Here is a 19,981-nt window from a genome sequence, read left to right on the forward strand (position 1 = left end):
GCTATTTATACGAGCTTATGGCGTAAAAGTAGCTACACCCAGCTCATCTTCGCGACGTGTTTTCGCCATCATCTGCGTTGGGGAAATCACACTACGAAGATCCATGTCTTTTTCAGTACGTACTAGCTCACCACGCAGTGAGTTCGCAAATACGTCTACGATCTTCACATCAACGAACTGACCAATTAGGTCTGCACTACCTTCAAAGTTTACTACACGGTTGTTTTCTGTACGAGCGCGCAGTTCCATTAGGTTTTTCTTCGAAGGACCTTCAACTAGAACACGTTGTTCTGTGCCAAGCATTAAGCGAGAGTAACGCATCGCTTGAGCATTGATAGTTTGCTGTAGTTCGTAAAGGCGCTCTTTCTTCACTTGTTCTGATACATCACAAGGGTAATCCGCTGCTGGCGTACCTGGACGTGGAGAGAAGATGAAGCTGAAGCTCATGTCAAAGTCTACATCTTTGATTAGCTTCATTGTGTCTTGGAAGTCTTTGTCTGTCTCACCAGGGAAACCAACAATAAAGTCTGAACTGATTTGAATATCAGGACGAGCTTTACGTAGTTTACGGATGATCGACTTGTACTCGATAGCGGTGTGAGGGCGTTTCATCATAGTTAGGATACGGTCACTACCACTTTGCACAGGTAAGTGCAGGAAGCTCACAAGCTCAGGCGTATCTTCGTAAACCGCGATGATGTCGTCAGTGAATTCTAGCGGGTGGCTCGTTGTGAAACGAATACGGTCGATACCATCGATAGACGCAACCAAACGAAGCAGTTCTGCAAATGAACAGATTTCACCGTCGTGTGTTGGACCGCGGTACGCGTTTACGTTTTGACCCAGTAGGTTTACTTCACGTACGCCTTGTTCAGCAAGCTGTGCGATTTCGAACAGCACGTCATCCATTGGACGGCTTACTTCTTCACCACGAGTGTACGGTACGACACAGTAAGTACAGTACTTCGAGCAGCCTTCCATAATAGAAACGAATGCTGTCGCGCCTTCTGCACGAGGCTCTGGTAGGCGGTCGAACTTTTCGATCTCTGGGAACGAAATGTCCATAACTGGTGCGTCATCCGACTGAGATTGTTTGATCATCTCAGGTAGGCGGTGCAGAGTTTGTGGGCCAAAAATAACGTCGACGTATGGTGCACGTTCACGAATATGGTCACCTTCTTGCGTTGCTACACAACCACCTACACCGATAACTACGCCAGGTTTTTTATCTTTTAGTGTTTTCCAGCGGCCAAGCTGGTGGAAAACTTTCTCTTGCGCTTTTTCACGGATCGAACAGGTGTTAAGTAGAAGTACGTCTGCTTCCTCTGGCTCTTCCGTCAGCTCGTAGCCGTTTGCAGCATTAAGCAGGTCGGCCATTTTTGATGAATCGTATTCGTTCATCTGGCAGCCCCAGGTTTTAATTAGCAGTTTCTTACTCATCTCACTTTCGCTCGTTCAGTTGTACTTAAATTGGAGAGCTATTGCTCAAATTATAGCCGCCATCACGGCGGTAAGCGGCGTATTGTACTGCTTTAAAAAGCACCTGACTAGTGATCTGGCTAATTCTCTGCAAAGCCTGATGAAATCTAGTTTTTCGCCCTATGCAGAACAAGGTTTTTTGTTAAACAATTTTGTAAAAATAGCCATGGAAAGTACAATAAAAAACGCCAATTAATCAGCACGATGAAGAGTGAAAAATGAACAAGTATGACATCGCCGTGATCGGTGGCGGTATGGTTGGGGCAGCCGTCGCTGTTGGATTTGCCAAGCAGGGCAGAAGCGTTGTCTTGGTTGAAGGTGCAAAACCCAAAGCTTTTGATGCCGCTCAGGTGATGGATATTCGCGTATCTGCGATTTCGCACCAGTCGGTGGAGTTACTTGATTCACTCGGCGCATGGTCAGAAATTAAAAGTATGCGAGTTTGCCCTTATCGGCGTTTAGAAACTTGGGAGCACCCGGAGTGCCGTACTCGTTTTCACTCTGATGAACTGTCATTGGAGCAGCTAGGTTATATCGTTGAAAACCGCCTAATCCAATTAGGTCTTTGGCAAGTCTTCTCTCAGTATGACAATCTAACCGTGATGTGTCCCGAGCGATTAAAAGACATTGAGTTTGCAGATGTAAACCTTGTGACACTAGAAAGTGGGGTGCAGTTTGAAGCTAACTGGGTAATTGGTGCTGATGGTGCAAACTCTAAAGTTCGTCAATTGGCTGGAATTGGTGTGACTGCGTGGGATTACCGACAACACTGCATGTTGATTAACGTGAAAACAGAATTGCCACAGCAAGATATCACTTGGCAACAATTTACTCCTTCAGGCCCGCGTTCATTTTTACCTTTGTGCTCTTTGACTAATGAAGACGGTCAAGAAGTAGGCCAAGGTTCGTTGGTTTGGTATGACTCGCCAAAACGCATTAAACAACTGTGTGCGATGGGTAAACCTCAACTAAGGGAAGAAATCTTACGTCATTTCCCTGCTGAATTGGGCGATATTGAAGTTTTACAGTTTGGCTCATTCCCACTCACTCGTCGTCATGCGCAAGGCTACTCAAGCAAAAATTGCGTATTAGTGGGTGACTCTGCTCATACGATCAATCCGCTTGCAGGGCAAGGGGTAAACTTAGGCTTCAAAGATGTAGACGTTCTCCTTTCGGTAACAGAACACAAAGAACAGCTGGAAGATGCCTTACTCGCGAAATACGAACGTGCACGTCGACCTGACAACTTACTCATGCAGACAGGCATGGACTTTTTCTATAAAGGTTTTAGCAACGATCTTGGGCCATTGAAGTTTGTACGTAATGCTGCATTGAAGTTTGCTGAAAACTCAGGACCGATCAAGGCTCAAGTACTGAAATATGCGTTAGGTATGTAGTAAGTTACTCAATCCACAGATAGAAAAAAAGCGAGCCATGAGCTCGCTTTTTTAATTCGGCAAATCTAATGATTTCCCGAGTCCAGAACCAAAAAAAGAAAAAACCCAGCAAAATCATGCTGGGTTTTCCGATAATGGTGCGGAAGGAGAGACTTGAACTCTCACACCTTGCGGCGCCAGAACCTAAATCTGGTGCGTCTACCAATTCCGCCACTTCCGCAACTTGATCTGTAGATACCAAGATAATTGGTAAAATCTCAATATCGTTGTATATGGCAGGGCTACCTGGATTCGAACCAGGGAATGGCGGCATCAAAAGCCGCTGCCTTACCGCTTGGCGATAGCCCTACAGCGTAAATAGTCAAAGACTACTTAACCTCTCTTACCGAGAGAAAGAATGGTGCGGAAGGAGAGACTTGAACTCTCACACCTTACGGCGCCAGAACCTAAATCTGGTGCGTCTACCAATTCCGCCACTTCCGCGTATTCTGATAGTGTAGATTAATTTAAGATGGTGCGGAAGGAGAGACTTGAACTCTCACACCTTGCGGCGCCAGAACCTAAATCTGGTGCGTCTACCAATTCCGCCACTTCCGCATCTTAAATCTACGTGACTGATAGCTTATGCTAACAATCCAATCAATGGTGGCTACGACGGGATTCGAACCTGTGACCCCATCATTATGAGTGATGTGCTCTAACCAGCTGAGCTACGTAGCCATTTTAAACTTTTGATCAAGAATGGTGCGGAAGGAGAGACTTGAACTCTCACACCTTGCGGCGCCAGAACCTAAATCTGGTGCGTCTACCAATTCCGCCACTTCCGCAACTTGATCTGTAGATATCAAGATAATTGGTAAAATCTCAATATCGTTGTATATGGCAGGGCTACCTGGATTCGAACCAGGGAATGGCGGCATCAAAAGCCGCTGCCTTACCGCTTGGCGATAGCCCTACTTTGCTCTAATAAAAGAGGCTTTAATAATGGTGCGGAAGGAGAGACTTGAACTCTCACACCTTGCGGCGCCAGAACCTAAATCTGGTGCGTCTACCAATTCCGCCACTTCCGCAACTTATTCTGTAGTTATCAAGGTAATTGGTAAAAACCTAAATAACGTTGTTTATGGTGGCTACGACGGGATTCGAACCTGTGACCCCATCATTATGAGTGATGTGCTCTAACCAGCTGAGCTACGTAGCCATTTTAAACTTTTGATCAAGAATGGTGCGGAAGGAGAGACTTGAACTCTCACACCTTGCGGCGCCAGAACCTAAATCTGGTGCGTCTACCAATTCCGCCACTTCCGCAACTTGATCTGTAGATATCAAGATAATTGGTAAAATCTCAATATCGTTGTATATGGCAGGGCTACCTGGATTCGAACCAGGGAATGGCGGCATCAAAAGCCGCTGCCTTACCGCTTGGCGATAGCCCTACATTGCTCTAATAAAAGAGGCTTTAATAATGGTGCGGAAGGAGAGACTTGAACTCTCACACCTTGCGGCGCCAGAACCTAAATCTGGTGCGTCTACCAATTCCGCCACTTCCGCAACTTATACTGTAGATATCAAGATAATTGGTAAAATCTCAATATCGTTCCTCTATTTCAAGGAAAATAATGGCAGGGCTACCTGGATTCGAACCAGGGAATGGCGGCATCAAAAGCCGCTGCCTTACCGCTTGGCGATAGCCCTACATTGCTCTAATACAAGAGACTTCAATAATGGTGCGGAAGGAGAGACTTGAACTCTCACACCTTGCGGCGCCAGAACCTAAATCTGGTGCGTCTACCAATTCCGCCACTTCCGCAACTTGATCTGTAGATATCAAGATAATTGGTAAAATCTTAATATCATTGTATGTGGCAGGGCTACCTGGATTCGAACCAGGGAATGGCGGCATCAAAAGCCGCTGCCTTACCGCTTGGCGATAGCCCTACATTGCTCTAATAAAAGAGACTTCAATAATGGTGCGGAAGGAGAGACTTGAACTCTCACACCTTGCGGCGCCAGAACCTAAATCTGGTGCGTCTACCAATTCCGCCACTTCCGCAACTTATTCTGTAGTTATCAAGGTAATTGGTAAAAACCTAAATAACGTTGTTCATGGTGGCTACGACGGGATTCGAACCTGTGACCCCATCATTATGAGTGATGTGCTCTAACCAGCTGAGCTACGTAGCCATCTTTTGGAGCGAGACAATATAAACCTTCACGCTCTCAGTGACAACCCCTTTTATAAAGGAATCTCACTTGAATAATGGCAGGTCTACCTGGATTCGAACCAGGGAATGGCGGCATCAAAAGCCGCTGCCTTACCGCTTGGCGATAGACCTGCAGGTAATAGTCACAATGACTATTTAAAATATGGTGCGGAAGGAGAGACTTGAACTCTCACACCTTGCGGCGCCAGAACCTAAATCTGGTGCGTCTACCAATTCCGCCACTTCCGCATCTATTCCTAATTGCTCTGATAAAAAGAACACTTAGGAATGGTGGCTACGACGGGATTCGAACCTGTGACCCCATCATTATGAGTGATGTGCTCTAACCAGCTGAGCTACGTAGCCAAAACCATATTTTTTGCTCTCAACGCTTTGTTGCCTTGTCGTTGGGAACGGCGCGCATTATGCGAAGTTGAGTGAGATCCGTCAACAGTTTTTTTTAATAAATTTCGGAAAAAACCTCGTTCGCTTCCTTTTTAAACAAAGAGGCGTGTTTATGATCTAAAACTGGAAATAAATTAGCTCGCAGTTAGGTAATTTATTTTTGCTCATTTACTTAAGGTATTAAAAAAGCCAGCTGAGCAGCTGGCTTTTAGTGTAAATGAAGTGTTTAAAATTCATTCATTTAATTAAACATTGAAGCGGAAGTGTACAACATCACCATCTTTTACGATGTAGTCTTTACCTTCTAGACGCCATTTACCTGCGTCTTTTGCGCCATTTTCACCATTGAATTGGATGAAATCGTCGTAACCGACTACTTCTGCACGAATAAAGCCTTTCTCGAAGTCAGTGTGGATCTTACCTGCCGCCTGAGGCGCAGTTGCACCAACAGGGATTGTCCACGCACGTACTTCTTTAACACCTGCCGTGAAGTAGGTGTGTAGAGTTAGTAGCTCGTAACCAGAGCGAATTACACGGTTCAGTCCCGGTTCTTCGATCCCCATATCCGCTAGGAATTCTTCGCGATCTTCATCTTCTAGTTCAGATAGTTCAGATTCGATAGCTGCACATACAGGTACAACGACGTTGTTTTCTTTTTCTGCGAACTCGCGAACCGCATCTAGATATGGGTTATTTTCGAAACCATCTTCGTTTACGTTTGCAATGTACATAGTTGGCTTCAGTGTAAGGAAGTTTAGGTAGCCGATTGCTGCTAACTCTTCTTTAGATAGCTCAACTGTGCGTGCCATGCCGCCTTCAGTTAGTACTGGTAACAGTTTTTCTAGTACTGTTAGTTCAAATTTTGCGTCTTTATCGCCGCCTTTTGCCTTCTTCGCGTTACGTTGAATCGCGCGCTCACAAGAATCAAGGTCAGCCATTGCAAGTTCAAGGTTGATCACTTCGATATCTTCGATAGGTGAAACTTTACCTGAAACATGAACAATGTTTTCGTTTTCAAAACAACGTACAACGTGGCCAATCGCGTCTGTTTCACGGATATTAGCTAGGAATTTGTTACCTAAACCTTCACCACGTGATGCACCAGCAACAAGACCAGCGATGTCCACGAACTCCATCGTCGTTGGAAGAACTCTCTGTGGGTTAACGATCTTAGCTAGTGCGTCTAGACGTAGATCTGGCACAGGAACCACACCAGTGTTTGGTTCAATGGTACAGAACGGGAAGTTTGCTGCTTCGATACCCGCTTTAGTTAGTGCGTTGAACAGAGTTGATTTACCTACGTTAGGTAGACCAACGATGCCACATTTAAAACCCATGATAGTAACCTTATTCAGCTTTGAACGTGTGGAGGCGATTTTGTGCTTTAGATAGGCCATCCTTAATCAGGATATCTAGACAACGAACAGCCTCATCAGCTGCTGCATCTAAAAGCTCTTGCTCTTTAGCTGGCGCTTTACCTAATACAAAACCCGCCACTTTATCTTTGTGTCCCGGATGACCAATGCCAATGCGAAGACGATAAAAATCTTTGTTATTGCCCAGTTTGCTAATGGTGTCACGCAGACCGTTGTGTCCACCGTGACCCCCACCTTTTTTAAACTTAGCGACACCTGGCGGTAAGTCTAGCTCGTCATGAGCAACCATGATCTCTTCAGGTTTAATTTGATAAAATTTCGCAAGCGCTGCGATCGATTTACCTGATAGATTCATGAAGGTGGTTGGGATAAGCAAACGGAGATCCTGGCCATTGACCATAATGCGTCCTGTTAGACCAAAAAACTTTGGCTCGTTCTTCAGTGTAACGTTGTGAACGCGTGCTAATTCTTCTACAACCCAAGCGCCCGCATTGTGACGAGTTCTGGCGTATTCTGGTCCTGGATTAGCAAGACCAACAAGAAGTTTGATTTGTTGACTCAAGGTTAGGATCTCTCTGGAATCTCAAAAAGCGCAGTATGATAGCACAGAATTCTCGCAGTGGGCGACCAAGGGATTTTCTGGTTATCAGTACAAATAAAAAACACCCCAAAGAGGGGTGCTTTTGAAATCAGTGTAACTGAAATGTTCGGATTAGTTGAACATTGCAGAGATTGACTCTTCGTTACTGATACGACGAATCGCTTCAGCTAGCATGCGAGATAGGCTTAGTGTTGTCACTTTGCCTGTTGCAGCCATCTCTTTAGATAGAGAGATAGAGTCAGTTACGATAACTTGGTCAAGAACTGAGTTCTTGATGTTGTCCGCAGCGTTGCCTGAGAATACAGCGTGAGTAGCGTAAGCGAATACACGCTTAGCACCGCGCTCTTTTAGTGCTTCAGCTGCTTTACATAGTGTGCCACCTGTGTCGATCATGTCATCAACGATCACACAATCACGACCTTCAACATCACCGATTAGGTTCATTACTTCAGAAACGTTTGCACGTGGACGACGCTTATCTACGATTGCGATGTCGATGTCGCCTAGTGCTTTTGCTGTTGCGCGAGCACGAACAACGCCACCTAGGTCAGGAGATACCACAACAGGGTTATCTAGACCGCGAGCCTGCATATCTTCAAGTAGCACTGGCGTGCCGAAGATGTTGTCTACAGGTACATCGAAGAAGCCTTGAATTTGCTCAGCATGTAGGTCGATAGTTAGAACGCGGTCTACGCCAACGTTAGATAGGAAATCAGCAACAACTTTTGCAGTAATTGGCACACGCGCAGAACGTACACGACGGTCTTGGCGAGCGTAGCCGAAGTAAGGGATAACTGCAGTGATACGGCCTGCTGAAGCACGGCGCATTGCATCAATCATAACAACCAATTCCATTAGGTTGTCGTTAGTCGGTGCACAAGTGGATTGAATGATGAAAACATCGCTACCACGAACATTCTCATTGATTTGAACTGCAACTTCGCCATCAGAAAAGCGAGAAACAGATGCATCACCAAGAGAGATGTAAAGACGATCAGCAATACGTTGGGCTAGTTCAGGTGTTGCGTTACCAGCAAATAGCTTCATATCAGGCACGGTGGAAACCTCGGGTTTGCGTCCAGTTTAAATAGGTCGGTGTGAGGCTGATTGGTATTCAGCCAAAGTCTCTTTTAATGGCGAAATATTGCGCCCTTGAGCGACAAATGCCGAGACTTTATCAGAGAGTTGTGCAAGGATAGTTTCTGCTTCAGATTTGCTCGAAAATTCAGCAAAAACGCAAGATCCTGTCCCCGTCAATCTTGACGGCGCGTATTGTAGCAGCCAAGAAAGTTGCTTATCAACCTCTGGGTAGAGCATTCGTACAATTTTTTCGCAATCGTTTACGCTTGGTGTATTTAAAAGTGTTTCTAGATCTCGTTTTGGGGTGTTTCGCGTTAGATCTGGATGACAAAAAACGTCGACGGTTGCGATAGAAACATTCGGTCTGACGACTAAATACCACTTTTCTTCGGGATAAGCGGGGGAGAGTTTCTCGCCAACACCTTCAGCAAAAGCTGCAAATCCGCGCACAAACACGGGCACGTCTGCGCCCAGTTTTAAACCAATTTCAGCCAGTTCATCGTCAGTTAGATTCAGTTGCCATAAGTAGTTCAGTGCCACTAATGCTGTAGCCGCGTTCGATGAGCCCCCACCAATGCCCCCACCCATAGGTAGCACTTTCTGTAGCTCAATATGTGCGCCAAAAGGGCACTCTGAGTATGCTTGAAGTGCGGTTGCTGCTTTCCAAATTAAATTGTCTTGAAGAGGCACACCTTCTATATCTGGAGAAATCGTAATATCACCAGAATGGTTTGCTTGAATGGTGAGCTCATCGCCGTGATCGACGAATTGGAATAAGGTTTGTAACTCGTGGTAGCCGTTTTCTGTGCGACCGTTGATGTATAGAAAGAGATTCAATTTCGCTGGTGATGGCCAGCGGGTTGAAAGTTCGATCATTGGGTGATGTTCCATTTTGTGATCACTAGATTTATTTTGACGTCAGCAGTGGTGAGTTTCAGCTTATTTGGCAGTGGTAGAGACTGCTCATGCCATTGAACGTCGCCATACCGTTGATAAACAATACTCCAATCATTTAAACCAATTTGTTTGTTTAACGCTTGCAGTGTATTGGTTGGGGACAATTGGAATTTGTCGGCATCGGTCGGTAGGCCTAATAGCCAGTCAGGCATGTGTTCAACGGGCATCATTAACCCCGTAAGACGGTAAATTAGCTGGTTTGCACTGCGAGAGGAAAGGACCTGGTCATCGTAAGTTTCTACTGTGGCACCTTGTGGTGTGATGGTGAGCTTTAATGCCGTTTGACCAAGAATCGTTGTTAAACGTAGTTGACTGAGTGCTGAAGAATGTTTCCAGTAGAAATTTAAATTTTGTCTTTGGTCTGGGCCAATATAACCAAGTTTTCCCGTTGCTTGAAAATCTTGGATGGTCTCGAGTCGTTGCTCATGAGCTTGCCATTCAACGCTGGTAACACTTTCAGGAACGGAGGAACAACCAGCGAGCAGTAAGCTCGACAAGAAAAAAAGAATAAAGGAGCGTAACGTCATGTTTGATGGCTTATTAATCAGTTTCGTCGGGAATCGCTCACAACTATAGCATTGAAAAGTCGCAGTTAGGAAAACAAATCCGGCTTACCCTTTCAATAAATGCGTGCTTACAGTAAAATTCTGGACCTATTTTATAACCTATCCCAGAGATACCACGTTAGATGTCCTTGCTTGCTATTGGAATCAATCACAATACAGCGTCTGTCGACTTGCGAGAGAAGGTGGCGTTTGGTCCGGATAAACTCGGCCCTGCACTCGAGCAACTTAGAGAGCACGAAGCGGTTAACGGCAGTGTGATTGTTTCAACCTGTAACCGAACTGAGTTGTACTGCGATGTTAAGCAAGGAGCGCGAAATAAGTTAATCGATTGGCTTGCTCAGTTTCATCAAGTGAGCCGCGAAGATTTAATGCCGAGTTTGTATGTGCATGAAGAACAAGCCGCAATTAAGCATTTGATGCGCGTATCATGCGGGCTAGATTCTCTGGTGTTGGGTGAGCCTCAAATTTTGGGGCAGGTAAAACAAGCATTTTCTGACTCGCGAGATCATCAAGCTGTCGATGCTTCAATTGATAAACTGTTTCAAAAGACGTTCTCAGTCGCCAAGCGTGTGAGAACAGAAACAGATATCGGCGGTAATGCTGTGTCCGTGGCTTATGCCGCATGTACATTGGCAAAACATATTTTTGAGTCGTTATCTGATTCAACCGTGCTTTTGGTTGGTGCGGGAGAGACGATTGAACTGGTCGCGAAGCATTTAGCATCCAACGGCTGCACAAAAATGATTGTCGCGAACCGCACTAAAGAGCGTGCGCAAGGCTTAGCGGATCAATTTGGCGCAGAAGTGATCAGTTTGAACGAAATTCCTGAACATTTGGCGAAAGCGGATATCGTGATTAGCTCAACGGCGAGCCCATTGCCTATTATTGGCAAAGGTATGGTCGAAACGGCTCTGAAGCAGCGCCGACATCAACCTATCTTGTTAGTCGATATTGCGGTGCCGCGAGATGTCGAGTCGGAAGTCGGTGAATTGAACGACGCATATTTGTATTCGGTTGATGACTTGCAATCTATCATCGACAGCAACATTGAGCAGCGTAAAGTCGAAGCGATTCAAGCCGAAGCGATTGTCAGTGAAGAAAGCGCTGCGTTTATGACATGGTTGCGTTCACTGCAAGCCGTCGATAGTATTCGCGACTATCGCAAATCAGCCAACGAAATTCGTGAAGAGTTACTGAGCAAAAGTTTGCAATCTTTAGCGGCGGGCGCAGATCCAGAGAAAGTGCTGCGCGAGCTGAGTAATAAACTCACCAACAAACTGATTCACGCTCCAACTCGCGCATTGCAAAGTGCGGCAGAGCAAGGCGAACCAGCAAAATTAACGATTATCCGCCAGACACTCGGCTTGGATGATCTATAACTCACGCTTTTTATTAAGAAAACGACACTATGAAAGCCTCTATTCTGACTAAGCTAGAAACGCTAGTAGAACGTTACGAAGAAGTTCAACATCTTCTTGGTGATCCTGATGTTATTGGAGATCAGGACAAATTCCGTGCTCTATCAAGAGAGTACTCTCAGCTAGAAGAAGTAACAAAGTGCTTCCAAGCTTATCAACAAGCGCAAGAAGATCTTGTCGCCGCTGAAGAGATGGCAAACGAAGACGACGAAGAAATGCGTGAAATGGCGCAAGAAGAAATCAAAGAAGCGAAAGCGACGATTGAGCGTCTTACTGATGAGCTACAGATTCTTCTTCTGCCAAAAGATCCGAACGATGATCGTAACTGTTTCCTAGAAATTCGCGCAGGTGCGGGTGGCGACGAAGCGGGTATTTTCGCGGGTGACTTATTCCGTATGTACAGCAAGTACGCAGAAAAGCGTGGCTGGCGCATCGAAGTGATGTCTTCAAACGAAGCTGAACACGGTGGTTACAAAGAGATGATCGCAAAAGTGAGCGGCGACGGTGCGTACGGCGTACTGAAGTTTGAGTCTGGCGGTCACCGTGTACAGCGTGTTCCTGCAACTGAATCCCAAGGCCGTGTGCATACTTCTGCATGTACCGTAGCGGTGATGGCGGAAATCCCAGAGGCGGATCTGCCAGAAATCAAAGCAGCAGACCTGAAAATCGATACGTTCCGTGCGTCTGGCGCGGGTGGTCAGCACGTTAACACCACGGATTCTGCAATCCGTATTACCCACTTACCAACGGGTACGGTAGTAGAGTGTCAGGACGAGCGTTCACAGCACAAGAATAAAGCGAAAGCGATGGCGGTTCTTGCTGCTCGTATCGTTCAAGCGGAAGAAGAGCGTCGTGCTGCAGAAGTGTCTGATACACGTCGTAACCTTTTAGGTTCTGGTGACCGTAGTGACCGTATTCGTACCTACAACTACCCACAAGGTCGTGTGTCTGATCACCGCATCAACCTAACCATCTATCGTTTGAACGAAGTGATGGAAGGTGACCTGCAGAGCTTGATTGATCCTGTGATTCAAGAGCACCAAGCAGACCAACTTGCGGCGCTCGCAGAGAACGGCTAATCGATGAGCCAAGTTCAATCAATTGAGCAAGCACTGAAAAGTGCGACGGTGAAACTGGCAGAAGGCGGCAAAGAGTCGCCTTCTCTCGATGCAGCTGTACTCCTCTGCCATGTCCTTGGCAAACCACGAACTTATCTACTGACCTGGCCAGAAAAAGCATTAGAAGCAGAGCAACAAGCAAAATTCGACGCTCTACTTGAACGACGTTTAGCTGGTGAACCCGTCGCTTATATTATTGGTGAGCGAGAGTTTTGGTCTCTACCGTTCAAAGTTTCTCCCTCTACCTTGATCCCAAGACCGGATACAGAACGTTTGGTCGAAGTTGCACTCGATAAGACCTATGAGCAAACAGGACCTATTTTAGATCTTGGAACGGGGACGGGGGCAATTGCTATCGCACTCGCATCTGAAATGCCAAAACGTCAAGTGATGGGCGTAGATCTCAAGCAAGAAGCGAAAGCACTTGCAGAGTACAATGCTGAGCAGCTAAACATCAAAAATGTGACCTTTGCTCAAGGCAGTTGGTTCGAGCCTATTGCAGAGGGTACGAAGTTTGCTTTAATTGTCTCCAATCCGCCGTATATTGATGAAAAAGATCCACATTTATCCCAAGGTGATGTGCGCTTTGAGCCAAAATCTGCATTAGTTGCTAAGGAGAATGGTTTAGCCGATATCCGCCATATCTCGGATCTTGCTCGTCAGTATCTTGAAGTAGGCGGTTGGCTGGCATTCGAACATGGTTATGATCAAGGTGAGGCGGTGCGTGAGATAATGCGTGGTTTTGGTTACCAACAGGTCGCTACGGAAAAAGATTACGGCGGTAACGATCGAGTAACACTTGGTTGCCTGGCCAGTTAATCATGGAAGTCAGCAAACACTAACTAAAAAGAGAAGAAGAATGTACGTAGCTCTAAAACACATACACTTAGTGACGATTGCGCTCAGCGCGACACTATTATCGATCCGATTCGTGTTAATGATGATGAACTCACCGAAGCGAAATAATCGCTTTTTGAAAGTGTTTCCTCACATCGTTGATACTGCATTGCTAGTGTCAGGTATCGCGCTTATTTTCATTACTGGTTTCATCCCGTTTACTGATGCCGCACCGTGGTTAACAAACAAAATCACCTGCGTACTGGCGTACATTGCACTCGGTTTCTTCTCGTTGAAGCTTGCGAAAAACAACCTACTGAAGATATTTGGCTTTTTCGGCGCATTAGGTTGGTTGGTCATGGCTGCAAACATTGCTGTGTCTAAGAGCCCTACGTTATTTGGATAAGACGTCATGTTAGAGTTTTTTGACGAAGATTTTGACAATATACCGTTGGTGGAAGGTGCGCTTGAGCTAAACAAAGCGATTAACCCTGAAACCAAAGTACATTGGGCGAAACAAGAGTTAGAGCGTCTTTACAAAGATGCGGAAGCCACGCTTGTTCATGAAACGGATGAAGAGCAGCGATTTGATGCATTCCTACGACTGTTTTTCCATGAGTGGGGATTCAAAGGCGACGAGCAGGAATACTTTATTTCGGACAACAGCTTTATCGATAAAGTGTTGGAGCGCCGAAAAGGTATTCCGGTTAGTTTAGGTTCGATTTTATTATATCTAGGCAAAAAGCTGGGTTTCCCGTTGAAGGGAGTCACTTTCCCTACTCAGTTTCTGCTAAAAGTCGATTGGATGCATAAAAAGCCAGACTACATTAACCCATTTAATGGTGAGTATGTGGGGGAAAGAATTCTCCAAGCTTGGCTTATTGGGCAAGAAGGACCGTTGGCTCAGTTAAAGCCAGAACACTTTGAAGAAGCTGACAATCCAACCATTATTGGTCGCTGGTTAGCGTTGATCAAAAGCGCGATGTTACGTGAAGAGCACTACACGCTGGCGTTGCGTTGTACGAACCTTGCGTTAACCTTTGTGCCAGATGACCCATACGAGATTCGTGACCGTGGTTTTATTTTCCAACAGCTAGAGTGCCCTCAAGTAGCGGTGTCAGATTTTCAGTACTTTATTGACCAATGCCCTGACGATCCGGCTTCTGAGCTACTAAAATCACAAGTTAATGTGATGAGTGAAACGCACGTCACACTTCACTAATTTTATCGATGTGCCGAACTGTGGCGTATCGTGGACAGAAAAAGAGAATCAAAATGGAACAGAAAATCGTTAATATCGGCGACATTCAGGTTGCTAACGACAAGCCATTCACCCTATTTGCAGGCATGAACGTTCTTGAGTCTCGTGATCTTGCGATGCAGATCTGTGAGCACTACGTAAAAGTAACGGAAAAACTTGGCATTCCTTACGTATTTAAGGCGTCGTTTGACAAAGCAAACCGCAGTTCTGTTCATTCATACCGTGGCCCAGGCCTTGAAGAAGGTATGAAAATCTTCCAAGAGCTAAAAGACACATTTGGTGTGAAGATCATCACTGACGTTCACATTGAAGCGCAAGCTCAACCTGTCGCTGACGTGGTAGACGTTATTCAGCTTCCTGCATTCCTAGCTCGTCAAACTGACCTTGTTGAAGCAATGGCAAAAACAGGTGCGGTTATCAACGTGAAGAAACCTCAATTTATGAGCCCAGGTCAAGTGGGTAACATCGTTGAGAAGTTCGCGGAATGCGGTAACGACAAGATCATCCTATGTGAGCGCGGCTCTTGCCACGGTTACGATAACCTAGTCGTAGACATGCTTGGCTTTGGTGTGATGAAAAATGCGTCGAAAGGCAGCCCAATCATCTTTGACGTGACGCACTCACTACAGATGCGTGACCCGTCAGGTGCGGCGTCTGGCGGTCGTCGTGAGCAGACAGTTGAACTTGCGAAAGCGGGTCTAGCAACAGGCATCGCAGGTCTATTTATCGAGGCGCATCCAAACCCAGACCAAGCACGCTGTGATGGCCCATCTGCACTGCCGCTAGACAAGTTAGAACCGTTCCTAGCGCAAATGAAATCTCTTGATGATCTGATCAAGAGCTTTGCAGATATCGATATCAAGTAAACGCCAGATGGCTGGTGATCAAATGCAATAGCCAACCTCGTGTTGGCTATTTTTTTATCAGATGGCGCATCATTCTCAGCTTCTTGCTGTAAAGGCTCTAGGCCGCTGGGAATGTGCATCAGTGACTCCCAATAAGAAAAAAGGTAAATAAATGAAGCAGCGTCTGATTATTAAAACTGCGTTGAGTGCCGCTATTTTGGCCTCGTTAGCTGGGTGTGCTACGCAACCTGCACCAGAATGGAATGCAGATACAACCTATAAATTGACCGTGCTACACACTAACGATCATCACGGTCGTTTTTGGCAAAATCGATACGGCGAGTACGGTATGGCGGCACGTAAAACGTTAATAGATGATTTGCGTGAAGAAATACAAGCAGAGGGGGGCTGTGTGTTACTGCTTTCTGGTGGTGACATCAACACTGGAGTACCTGAGTCTGATTTACAAGATGCCGAGCCAGATTTTAAAGGCATGAGCAAAATTGGTTACGATGCGATGGCTCTGGGTAATCATGAGTTTGATAATCCATTGGACGTGCTATTCAAGCAGCAAGAGTGGGCAAACTTTCCGATGTTGTCTGCCAACATTTACGATAAAAGTACTGGCAAGCGTTTATTCCAACCATACGCGATGTTTAAAAAGCAGGGCATTAAAATTGCGGTCATTGGTCTTACAACCGAAGACACAGCGAAACTTGGCAACCCTGAATTCATTGAACAAATTGACTTCCGTGACCCAAAAGAAGAAGCCAAGAAGCTGATTGCAGAACTGAAAGAGACAGAGTATCCAGATCTGATTTTTGCTGTCACGCATATGGGACACTATGAAAATGGTAATAGAGGCATCAATGCTCCTGGCGATGTGGCGTTAGCTCGTTATTTGAATGACGGCGATCTCGACATGATCGTTGGAGGACACTCACAAGAACCTGTGTGCATGGAAGGGCCAAACGTTATCAAAAAGAACTTTAAACCAGGTGATGAATGTCAGCCCGATAAACAAAATGGTACCTTTATTGTTCAGGCACATGAGTGGGGGAAATATGTGGGACGCGCCGATTACGAGTTTCGTAATGGCGAACTCTCGATGGTGAGCTACGATCTGATCCCTGTAAACTTGAAAAAGAAAGTTAAAGTTGATGGTCTGTCGCAACGAGTCTCTATCCAAGAAGAGATTAAACAAGACGAAATGATGCTTGAGTTTCTTCGTCCTTATCAAGAAAAAGGTCAGGGCAAGCTAAACGTGAAGATTGCAGAATCTAACGGTAAGCTTGAGGGTGACCGCAGTGTGGTTCGTTACCAGCAAACAAACTTAGGTCGATTAATTGCAACGGCTCATATGGAACGGGCAAAAGCAGATTTTGCCGTAATGAATTCTGGCGGCGTTCGCGATTCGATTGCAGCAGGTGACATTACCTACAAAGATGTGCTGACTGTTCAGCCATTCGGCAATATGGTCTCTTACGTTGATATGACGGGCAAAGAAGTATTGGATTACCTAAATGTTGTTGCAACTAAGCCTGTCGACTCTGGAGCTTACGCGCAGTTTGCGGGTATTGCGATGAGTATCAATAATGGTGAGGTAACCAATGTGTTCATTGGTAATAAGCAACTTCGCTTAGATGATAATTACCGCTTTACCGTACCAAGCTATAATGCCGCTGGTGGTGATGGTTACCCTAAAATCGACGATCATCCAGGGTATGTAAATACAGGTTTTACCGATGCTGAGGTTTTGAAGGATTATTTAGAAACACACAGCCCTATTGATGTTAATGAGTATGCCCCTTCAGGTGAAATCACGTATTTAGTTGATACGGCGATTGATCAGTAACCCAACAGAGAAAAAGCGATTGACTCAAACTCGCTGATATCATTAACTAAAAGCGCAGATCCAATTCAATCTGCGCTTTTTGTTTTTATGAGGAGAATCTTGATGACTCCGGCCATTAATCTTGCGAAAAAGAAAAAAATTCCACACACGATTCATCAGTATGAGCACGACCCTAGAGCCGATAGCTATGGCTTGGAGGCTGCTGAAGTACTGGGGCAGGATCCGAAAACAGTATTTAAAACCTTGCTGTTCTGCTTGAACGGCGAGCCAAAGAACCTTGCGGTTGCGATTATCCCTGTTGATCAAAAGCTGAACCTAAAACTCGCAGCGAAAGCAGCGAAGGGCAAAAAGGCCGATATGGCTGATCCGGAAATCGCGCAAAAGACCACAGGTTATGTTGTTGGTGGGATTAGCCCACTGGGGCAGAAAAAAGCCTTACCTACTTTTTTGCACGAAAGCGCAGCAGAGCAAGACACCATCTGTGTGAGTGCAGGTAAACGTGGTTTAGAAATCGAGTTAGCCCCGAAAGATTTGCTTGGATTAACTCGTGGTCAGTTTGCACCTCTTTGTTTGTAAACTCATGACAAATAAAAAGGACGCTCATGAGCGTCCTTTTTTGATCTTGCCTGTCAGAGAAGCGTTACTTACTTCTTCAGACTCAATGTACCACCGGTGCGTTTAGCTGGTTTGCTTGGCTTCGCGGCATTTGGGTTCATGTAATGCTGCTTAGGCTTACTCGGTGATTGAGGCTTGTTTGCTGAGTGCGTATTGCTCGATGCATCTGGTTTACGGTGTGATTTTCCATGCTCGCCTTGCGGTCTGCTACGTTCACCTTGTGGTTTCGCTTTGTAATGTTCTTTAGCTGGACGTCCGCCTTCATCGTCACGCTGACGACGCTTTTGTTGACCTTTTTTCGAGTTTGGAGCATGACGAAAATCGTCTGCGTTATTTCCGCGGTAGGTACGTGGCTTTTGATTTCGTCGAGATACCGAGTCTTGGTTTTCTTCACGGCTGTCATATAACTTCGCGTCGGTCGCTTTACGAATATTGCGGCCTTTTGAGTCAACACGAGATGCCTCTTCTGTACCCACCGAACCATCGCACATAGCAAGAATCTCAGCGACTTCATCGTCAGTTAAGTAACGCCATTTTCCGTTCGGAATACCGTCAAGAGAGATATTCATGATTCGAACACGACGAAGCTTAAAGACTTCGTAACCTAGTGCTTCACACATACGACGGATTTGGCGGTTAAGTCCTTGAGTGAGCACAATACGGAAAGAGAACTTAGTCTCTTTCGTTACCTTACAAGGTAGAGTGACGGTATCGAGAATCTTAACGCCGCTCGACATCTGTTTGAGAAACTCACCTGTAATCGGTTTGTCCACGCGCACAACGTACTCTTTTTCGTGGCTGTTGCCAGCACGGAGGATTTTGTTGACGATATCGCCATCGTTGGTCAAAAAAATCAGACCATCAGAGGGTTTATCCAAGCGGCCGATCGGAAAGATACGTTTTTTGTGACCGATAAAATCAACGATGTTCCCGGGTACATCTCGTTCTGTTGTACAGGTGATGCCTGTTGGTTTATTGAGAGCGATATAAATCGGCTTCTCTTTTGCTGCAACTGGCTTACCATCCACACAAACATCATCACCAGGTAGTACTTTTGTTCCCATTTCAGGCTTGTTTCCATTAATGGTGACACGACCTTGTTCAATCAGTCTGTCTGCCTCACGGCGTGAACAAAAGCCAGTTTCACTGATGAATTTATTTAATCGTTTAGCGTTGTCTTGTGACATTTTTGTCTCCTAACGTTTCACAACGGCGAATGAAGTTTCCTTCCCGTGAAAGGGAAGGAAGAATAAGGGCGGGCATTCTAGCATTAGGGTGAAATTTAGCCCAACCGTTTTTGGTGACGTTCGCGAGTTTCTAATTTCTTTTCCGCACTTTTTCTCAGTAGAACGTAAACGGCTCCGGTTCCACCGTGAAAGCGTTGCGCACTATGCACGCACTGAACTTCTCTGATTTGTTGTAGCCAGCTGCTAACAAAGCTTTTCATTAGTGCTGGTGGATTTGAGCGTTCTCCTCGGCCGTGGACAATAACGACCGTTCGTATGTCCATTGATAGGCACTGTTTTAAAAACTTTACGACTTCATCACGAGCTTCTTTCAATGTTTTACGATGCAGATCTAGGCGTGCTTGGATTGGATATTTGCCAAGACGAAGCTTGCGGTAAACCCCGTCTTGTACGCCATCACGTTTAAACTCAACAAAGTCCTCTGGTTTTAGCATCTCTGCGTGATCAAGTGACAGGTATTCTGGGTCATCTTCTGTTAGCCAGATTGCCGCTTCTCTCTTGGCGAGCTGTGCTTCGGTTACTTGGTGTACTTTTTTGTGTTCGGCGGTGTCTTGAGTGATCGGCTTTACATCGCCCATCATCTGTTGGAACAGATCAAAATCGTCATCGTGAGACATAGTAGTAATCTCATTAAGAACAGGGAGGAATAATAGGATTATATCAATGAGTGGTGCATTGAGATCAAATAAAAAACCGGAGTAGGCAAGTAACCGACTCCGG

17 protein-coding genes and 20 tRNA genes are annotated in these 19,981 nt (G+C 45.7%); 9 read left to right on the forward strand and 28 right to left on the reverse strand.

Annotated elements, in window-relative coordinates; translation table 11 throughout:
* Positions 1 to 15: 15 nt before the first annotated feature.
* Positions 16 to 1,440, reverse strand: coding sequence for a tRNA (N6-isopentenyl adenosine(37)-C2)-methylthiotransferase MiaB (miaB, locus tag D8S93_RS07390; protein ID WP_005391310.1), 1,425 nt, complete (start codon positions 1,438 to 1,440; stop codon positions 16 to 18).
* Positions 1,441 to 1,697: 257 nt separating this feature from the next.
* Between miaB and D8S93_RS07400 the strand changes: the two genes are divergently transcribed.
* The gene (locus D8S93_RS07400) at positions 1,698 to 2,876 is read left to right on the forward strand and encodes a 2-octaprenyl-3-methyl-6-methoxy-1,4-benzoquinol hydroxylase (protein WP_152812651.1); all 1,179 of its coding nucleotides are present in this window, start codon (positions 1,698 to 1,700) and stop codon (positions 2,874 to 2,876) included.
* A gap of 135 nt (positions 2,877 to 3,011) precedes the next feature.
* Here the strand turns inward: D8S93_RS07400 and D8S93_RS07405 are convergent.
* The 25 genes from D8S93_RS07405 to lolB form a co-directional block, all read right to left on the reverse strand.
* A tRNA-Leu gene (locus D8S93_RS07405) sits at positions 3,012 to 3,096 on the reverse strand.
* Positions 3,097 to 3,149: 53 nt separating this feature from the next.
* A tRNA-Gln gene (locus D8S93_RS07410) sits at positions 3,150 to 3,224 on the reverse strand.
* Between the two features lie 50 nt (positions 3,225 to 3,274).
* Positions 3,275 to 3,359, reverse strand: a tRNA-Leu gene (locus tag D8S93_RS07415).
* Between the two features lie 29 nt (positions 3,360 to 3,388).
* Positions 3,389 to 3,473 (reverse strand) — tRNA-Leu (locus tag D8S93_RS07420).
* Between the two features lie 46 nt (positions 3,474 to 3,519).
* Positions 3,520 to 3,596: transfer RNA gene (locus D8S93_RS07425), tRNA-Met, on the reverse strand.
* Between the two features lie 22 nt (positions 3,597 to 3,618).
* A tRNA-Leu gene (locus D8S93_RS07430) sits at positions 3,619 to 3,703 on the reverse strand.
* A gap of 53 nt (positions 3,704 to 3,756) precedes the next feature.
* A tRNA-Gln gene (locus tag D8S93_RS07435) sits at positions 3,757 to 3,831 on the reverse strand.
* A 30-nt stretch (positions 3,832 to 3,861) separates the two neighbouring features.
* Positions 3,862 to 3,946 (reverse strand) — tRNA-Leu (locus tag D8S93_RS07440).
* Positions 3,947 to 4,000: 54 nt separating this feature from the next.
* A tRNA-Met gene (locus tag D8S93_RS07445) sits at positions 4,001 to 4,077 on the reverse strand.
* Positions 4,078 to 4,099: 22 nt separating this feature from the next.
* Positions 4,100 to 4,184: transfer RNA gene (locus D8S93_RS07450), tRNA-Leu, on the reverse strand.
* A gap of 53 nt (positions 4,185 to 4,237) precedes the next feature.
* Positions 4,238 to 4,312, reverse strand: a tRNA-Gln gene (locus tag D8S93_RS07455).
* A 30-nt stretch (positions 4,313 to 4,342) separates the two neighbouring features.
* Positions 4,343 to 4,427: transfer RNA gene (locus tag D8S93_RS07460), tRNA-Leu, on the reverse strand.
* 69 nt (positions 4,428 to 4,496) lie between these two features.
* A tRNA-Gln gene (locus D8S93_RS07465) sits at positions 4,497 to 4,571 on the reverse strand.
* A gap of 30 nt (positions 4,572 to 4,601) precedes the next feature.
* Positions 4,602 to 4,686: transfer RNA gene (locus D8S93_RS07470), tRNA-Leu, on the reverse strand.
* A gap of 53 nt (positions 4,687 to 4,739) precedes the next feature.
* Positions 4,740 to 4,814: transfer RNA gene (locus tag D8S93_RS07475), tRNA-Gln, on the reverse strand.
* 30 nt (positions 4,815 to 4,844) lie between these two features.
* A tRNA-Leu gene (locus tag D8S93_RS07480) sits at positions 4,845 to 4,929 on the reverse strand.
* A gap of 54 nt (positions 4,930 to 4,983) precedes the next feature.
* Positions 4,984 to 5,060, reverse strand: a tRNA-Met gene (locus D8S93_RS07485).
* Positions 5,061 to 5,137: 77 nt separating this feature from the next.
* Positions 5,138 to 5,212, reverse strand: a tRNA-Gln gene (locus tag D8S93_RS07490).
* 32 nt (positions 5,213 to 5,244) lie between these two features.
* Positions 5,245 to 5,329: transfer RNA gene (locus D8S93_RS07495), tRNA-Leu, on the reverse strand.
* 40 nt (positions 5,330 to 5,369) lie between these two features.
* Positions 5,370 to 5,446, reverse strand: a tRNA-Met gene (locus D8S93_RS07500).
* A gap of 284 nt (positions 5,447 to 5,730) precedes the next feature.
* Positions 5,731 to 6,822 carry a redox-regulated ATPase YchF gene (ychF, locus tag D8S93_RS07510; protein WP_005393178.1) on the reverse strand — a complete coding sequence of 364 codons (1,092 nt, stop codon included), beginning with the start codon at positions 6,820 to 6,822 and terminating at the stop codon, positions 5,731 to 5,733.
* Positions 6,823 to 6,832: 10 nt separating this feature from the next.
* On the reverse strand, positions 6,833 to 7,423 hold the full coding sequence (pth, locus tag D8S93_RS07515; protein ID WP_005384112.1) for an aminoacyl-tRNA hydrolase: 591 nt from the start codon (positions 7,421 to 7,423) through the stop codon (positions 6,833 to 6,835).
* Positions 7,424 to 7,573: 150 nt separating this feature from the next.
* Positions 7,574 to 8,518, reverse strand: a complete 945-nt coding sequence (locus tag D8S93_RS07520; RefSeq protein ID WP_005393176.1) for a ribose-phosphate pyrophosphokinase — start codon at positions 8,516 to 8,518, stop codon at positions 7,574 to 7,576.
* A gap of 27 nt (positions 8,519 to 8,545) precedes the next feature.
* Positions 8,546 to 9,418, reverse strand: a complete 873-nt coding sequence (gene ispE, locus D8S93_RS07525; protein ID WP_046874292.1) for a 4-(cytidine 5'-diphospho)-2-C-methyl-D-erythritol kinase — start codon at positions 9,416 to 9,418, stop codon at positions 8,546 to 8,548.
* Positions 9,415 to 10,026 carry a lipoprotein insertase outer membrane protein LolB gene (gene lolB, locus D8S93_RS07530; RefSeq protein WP_152812653.1) on the reverse strand — a complete coding sequence of 204 codons (612 nt, stop codon included), beginning with the start codon at positions 10,024 to 10,026 and terminating at the stop codon, positions 9,415 to 9,417. Before lolB ends, ispE begins: the two co-directional genes overlap by 4 nt.
* Positions 10,027 to 10,187: 161 nt before the next feature.
* Here lolB and hemA point away from each other — a divergent pair, with 161 nt between their 5' ends.
* The 8 genes from hemA (at position 10,188) to ybaK (ending at position 17,975) form a co-directional block, all read left to right on the forward strand.
* Positions 10,188 to 11,444 carry a glutamyl-tRNA reductase gene (gene hemA / locus D8S93_RS07535; protein WP_005384104.1) on the forward strand — a complete coding sequence of 419 codons (1,257 nt, stop codon included), beginning with the start codon at positions 10,188 to 10,190 and terminating at the stop codon, positions 11,442 to 11,444.
* Positions 11,445 to 11,473: 29 nt separating this feature from the next.
* Positions 11,474 to 12,562: a peptide chain release factor 1 gene (gene prfA, locus D8S93_RS07540; protein ID WP_006743330.1), complete on the forward strand. Its 1,089-nt coding sequence runs from the start codon at positions 11,474 to 11,476 to the stop codon at positions 12,560 to 12,562.
* A 3-nt stretch (positions 12,563 to 12,565) separates the two neighbouring features.
* Positions 12,566 to 13,420 (forward strand): peptide chain release factor N(5)-glutamine methyltransferase, encoded by an 855-nt coding sequence (gene prmC / locus D8S93_RS07545; protein WP_152812655.1) that lies wholly within the window; start codon positions 12,566 to 12,568, stop codon positions 13,418 to 13,420.
* 40 nt (positions 13,421 to 13,460) lie between these two features.
* On the forward strand, positions 13,461 to 13,844 hold the full coding sequence (locus D8S93_RS07550; protein WP_005382225.1) for a SirB2 family protein: 384 nt from the start codon (positions 13,461 to 13,463) through the stop codon (positions 13,842 to 13,844).
* Between the two features lie 6 nt (positions 13,845 to 13,850).
* Positions 13,851 to 14,660 (forward strand): SirB1 family protein, encoded by an 810-nt coding sequence (locus D8S93_RS07555; RefSeq protein ID WP_005384098.1) that lies wholly within the window; start codon positions 13,851 to 13,853, stop codon positions 14,658 to 14,660.
* Positions 14,661 to 14,713: 53 nt separating this feature from the next.
* Positions 14,714 to 15,565 carry a 3-deoxy-8-phosphooctulonate synthase gene (kdsA, locus tag D8S93_RS07560; RefSeq protein WP_152812657.1) on the forward strand — a complete coding sequence of 284 codons (852 nt, stop codon included), beginning with the start codon at positions 14,714 to 14,716 and terminating at the stop codon, positions 15,563 to 15,565.
* Between the two features lie 151 nt (positions 15,566 to 15,716).
* Complete coding sequence (ushA, locus tag D8S93_RS07565; RefSeq protein ID WP_152812659.1) at positions 15,717 to 17,399, forward strand: bifunctional UDP-sugar hydrolase/5'-nucleotidase UshA; 1,683 nt, start codon at positions 15,717 to 15,719, stop codon at positions 17,397 to 17,399.
* Positions 17,400 to 17,501: 102 nt separating this feature from the next.
* On the forward strand, positions 17,502 to 17,975 hold the full coding sequence (ybaK, locus tag D8S93_RS07570; protein ID WP_085342950.1) for a Cys-tRNA(Pro) deacylase: 474 nt from the start codon (positions 17,502 to 17,504) through the stop codon (positions 17,973 to 17,975).
* Between the two features lie 68 nt (positions 17,976 to 18,043).
* Here the strand turns inward: ybaK and rluF are convergent, their stop codons facing one another.
* Both rluF and smrA read right to left on the reverse strand, forming a co-directional pair.
* Complete coding sequence (gene rluF, locus D8S93_RS07575; protein ID WP_006743334.1) at positions 18,044 to 19,201, reverse strand: 23S rRNA pseudouridine(2604) synthase RluF; 1,158 nt, start codon at positions 19,199 to 19,201, stop codon at positions 18,044 to 18,046.
* Positions 19,202 to 19,296: 95 nt separating this feature from the next.
* Positions 19,297 to 19,878, reverse strand: coding sequence for a DNA endonuclease SmrA (smrA, locus tag D8S93_RS07580; protein WP_005393162.1), 582 nt, complete (start codon positions 19,876 to 19,878; stop codon positions 19,297 to 19,299).
* Between the last annotated feature and the right edge of the window lie 103 nt (positions 19,879 to 19,981).

The sequence above is a fragment of the Vibrio sp. VGrn 2 genome (genome assembly GCF_009361695.1).
Lineage (GTDB): Bacteria > Pseudomonadota > Gammaproteobacteria > Enterobacterales > Vibrionaceae > Vibrio > Vibrio diabolicus.

Bases quoted from the DNA above. Each gene is read 5' to 3' on its own strand.
- lolB (WP_152812653.1), bottom strand. From the start codon at position 10,026: ATGACGTTACGCTCCTTTATTCTTTTTTTCTTGTCGAGCTTACTGCTC.
- kdsA (WP_152812657.1), top strand. From the start codon at position 14,714: ATGGAACAGAAAATCGTTAATATCGGCGACATTCAGGTTGCTAACGAC.
- D8S93_RS07550 (WP_005382225.1), top strand. From the start codon at position 13,461: ATGTACGTAGCTCTAAAACACATACACTTAGTGACGATTGCGCTCAGC.
- D8S93_RS07555 (WP_005384098.1), top strand. From the start codon at position 13,851: ATGTTAGAGTTTTTTGACGAAGATTTTGACAATATACCGTTGGTGGAA.
- rluF (WP_006743334.1), bottom strand. From the start codon at position 19,201: ATGTCACAAGACAACGCTAAACGATTAAATAAATTCATCAGTGAAACT.
- smrA (WP_005393162.1), bottom strand. From the start codon at position 19,878: ATGTCTCACGATGACGATTTTGATCTGTTCCAACAGATGATGGGCGAT.
- prfA (WP_006743330.1), top strand. From the start codon at position 11,474: ATGAAAGCCTCTATTCTGACTAAGCTAGAAACGCTAGTAGAACGTTAC.
- ushA (WP_152812659.1), top strand. From the start codon at position 15,717: ATGAAGCAGCGTCTGATTATTAAAACTGCGTTGAGTGCCGCTATTTTG.
- prmC (WP_152812655.1), top strand. From the start codon at position 12,566: ATGAGCCAAGTTCAATCAATTGAGCAAGCACTGAAAAGTGCGACGGTG.
- ychF (WP_005393178.1), bottom strand. From the start codon at position 6,822: ATGGGTTTTAAATGTGGCATCGTTGGTCTACCTAACGTAGGTAAATCA.
- D8S93_RS07400 (WP_152812651.1), top strand. From the start codon at position 1,698: ATGAACAAGTATGACATCGCCGTGATCGGTGGCGGTATGGTTGGGGCA.
- miaB (WP_005391310.1), bottom strand. From the start codon at position 1,440: ATGAGTAAGAAACTGCTAATTAAAACCTGGGGCTGCCAGATGAACGAA.
- ybaK (WP_085342950.1), top strand. From the start codon at position 17,502: ATGACTCCGGCCATTAATCTTGCGAAAAAGAAAAAAATTCCACACACG.
- ispE (WP_046874292.1), bottom strand. From the start codon at position 9,418: ATGATCGAACTTTCAACCCGCTGGCCATCACCAGCGAAATTGAATCTC.
- hemA (WP_005384104.1), top strand. From the start codon at position 10,188: ATGTCCTTGCTTGCTATTGGAATCAATCACAATACAGCGTCTGTCGAC.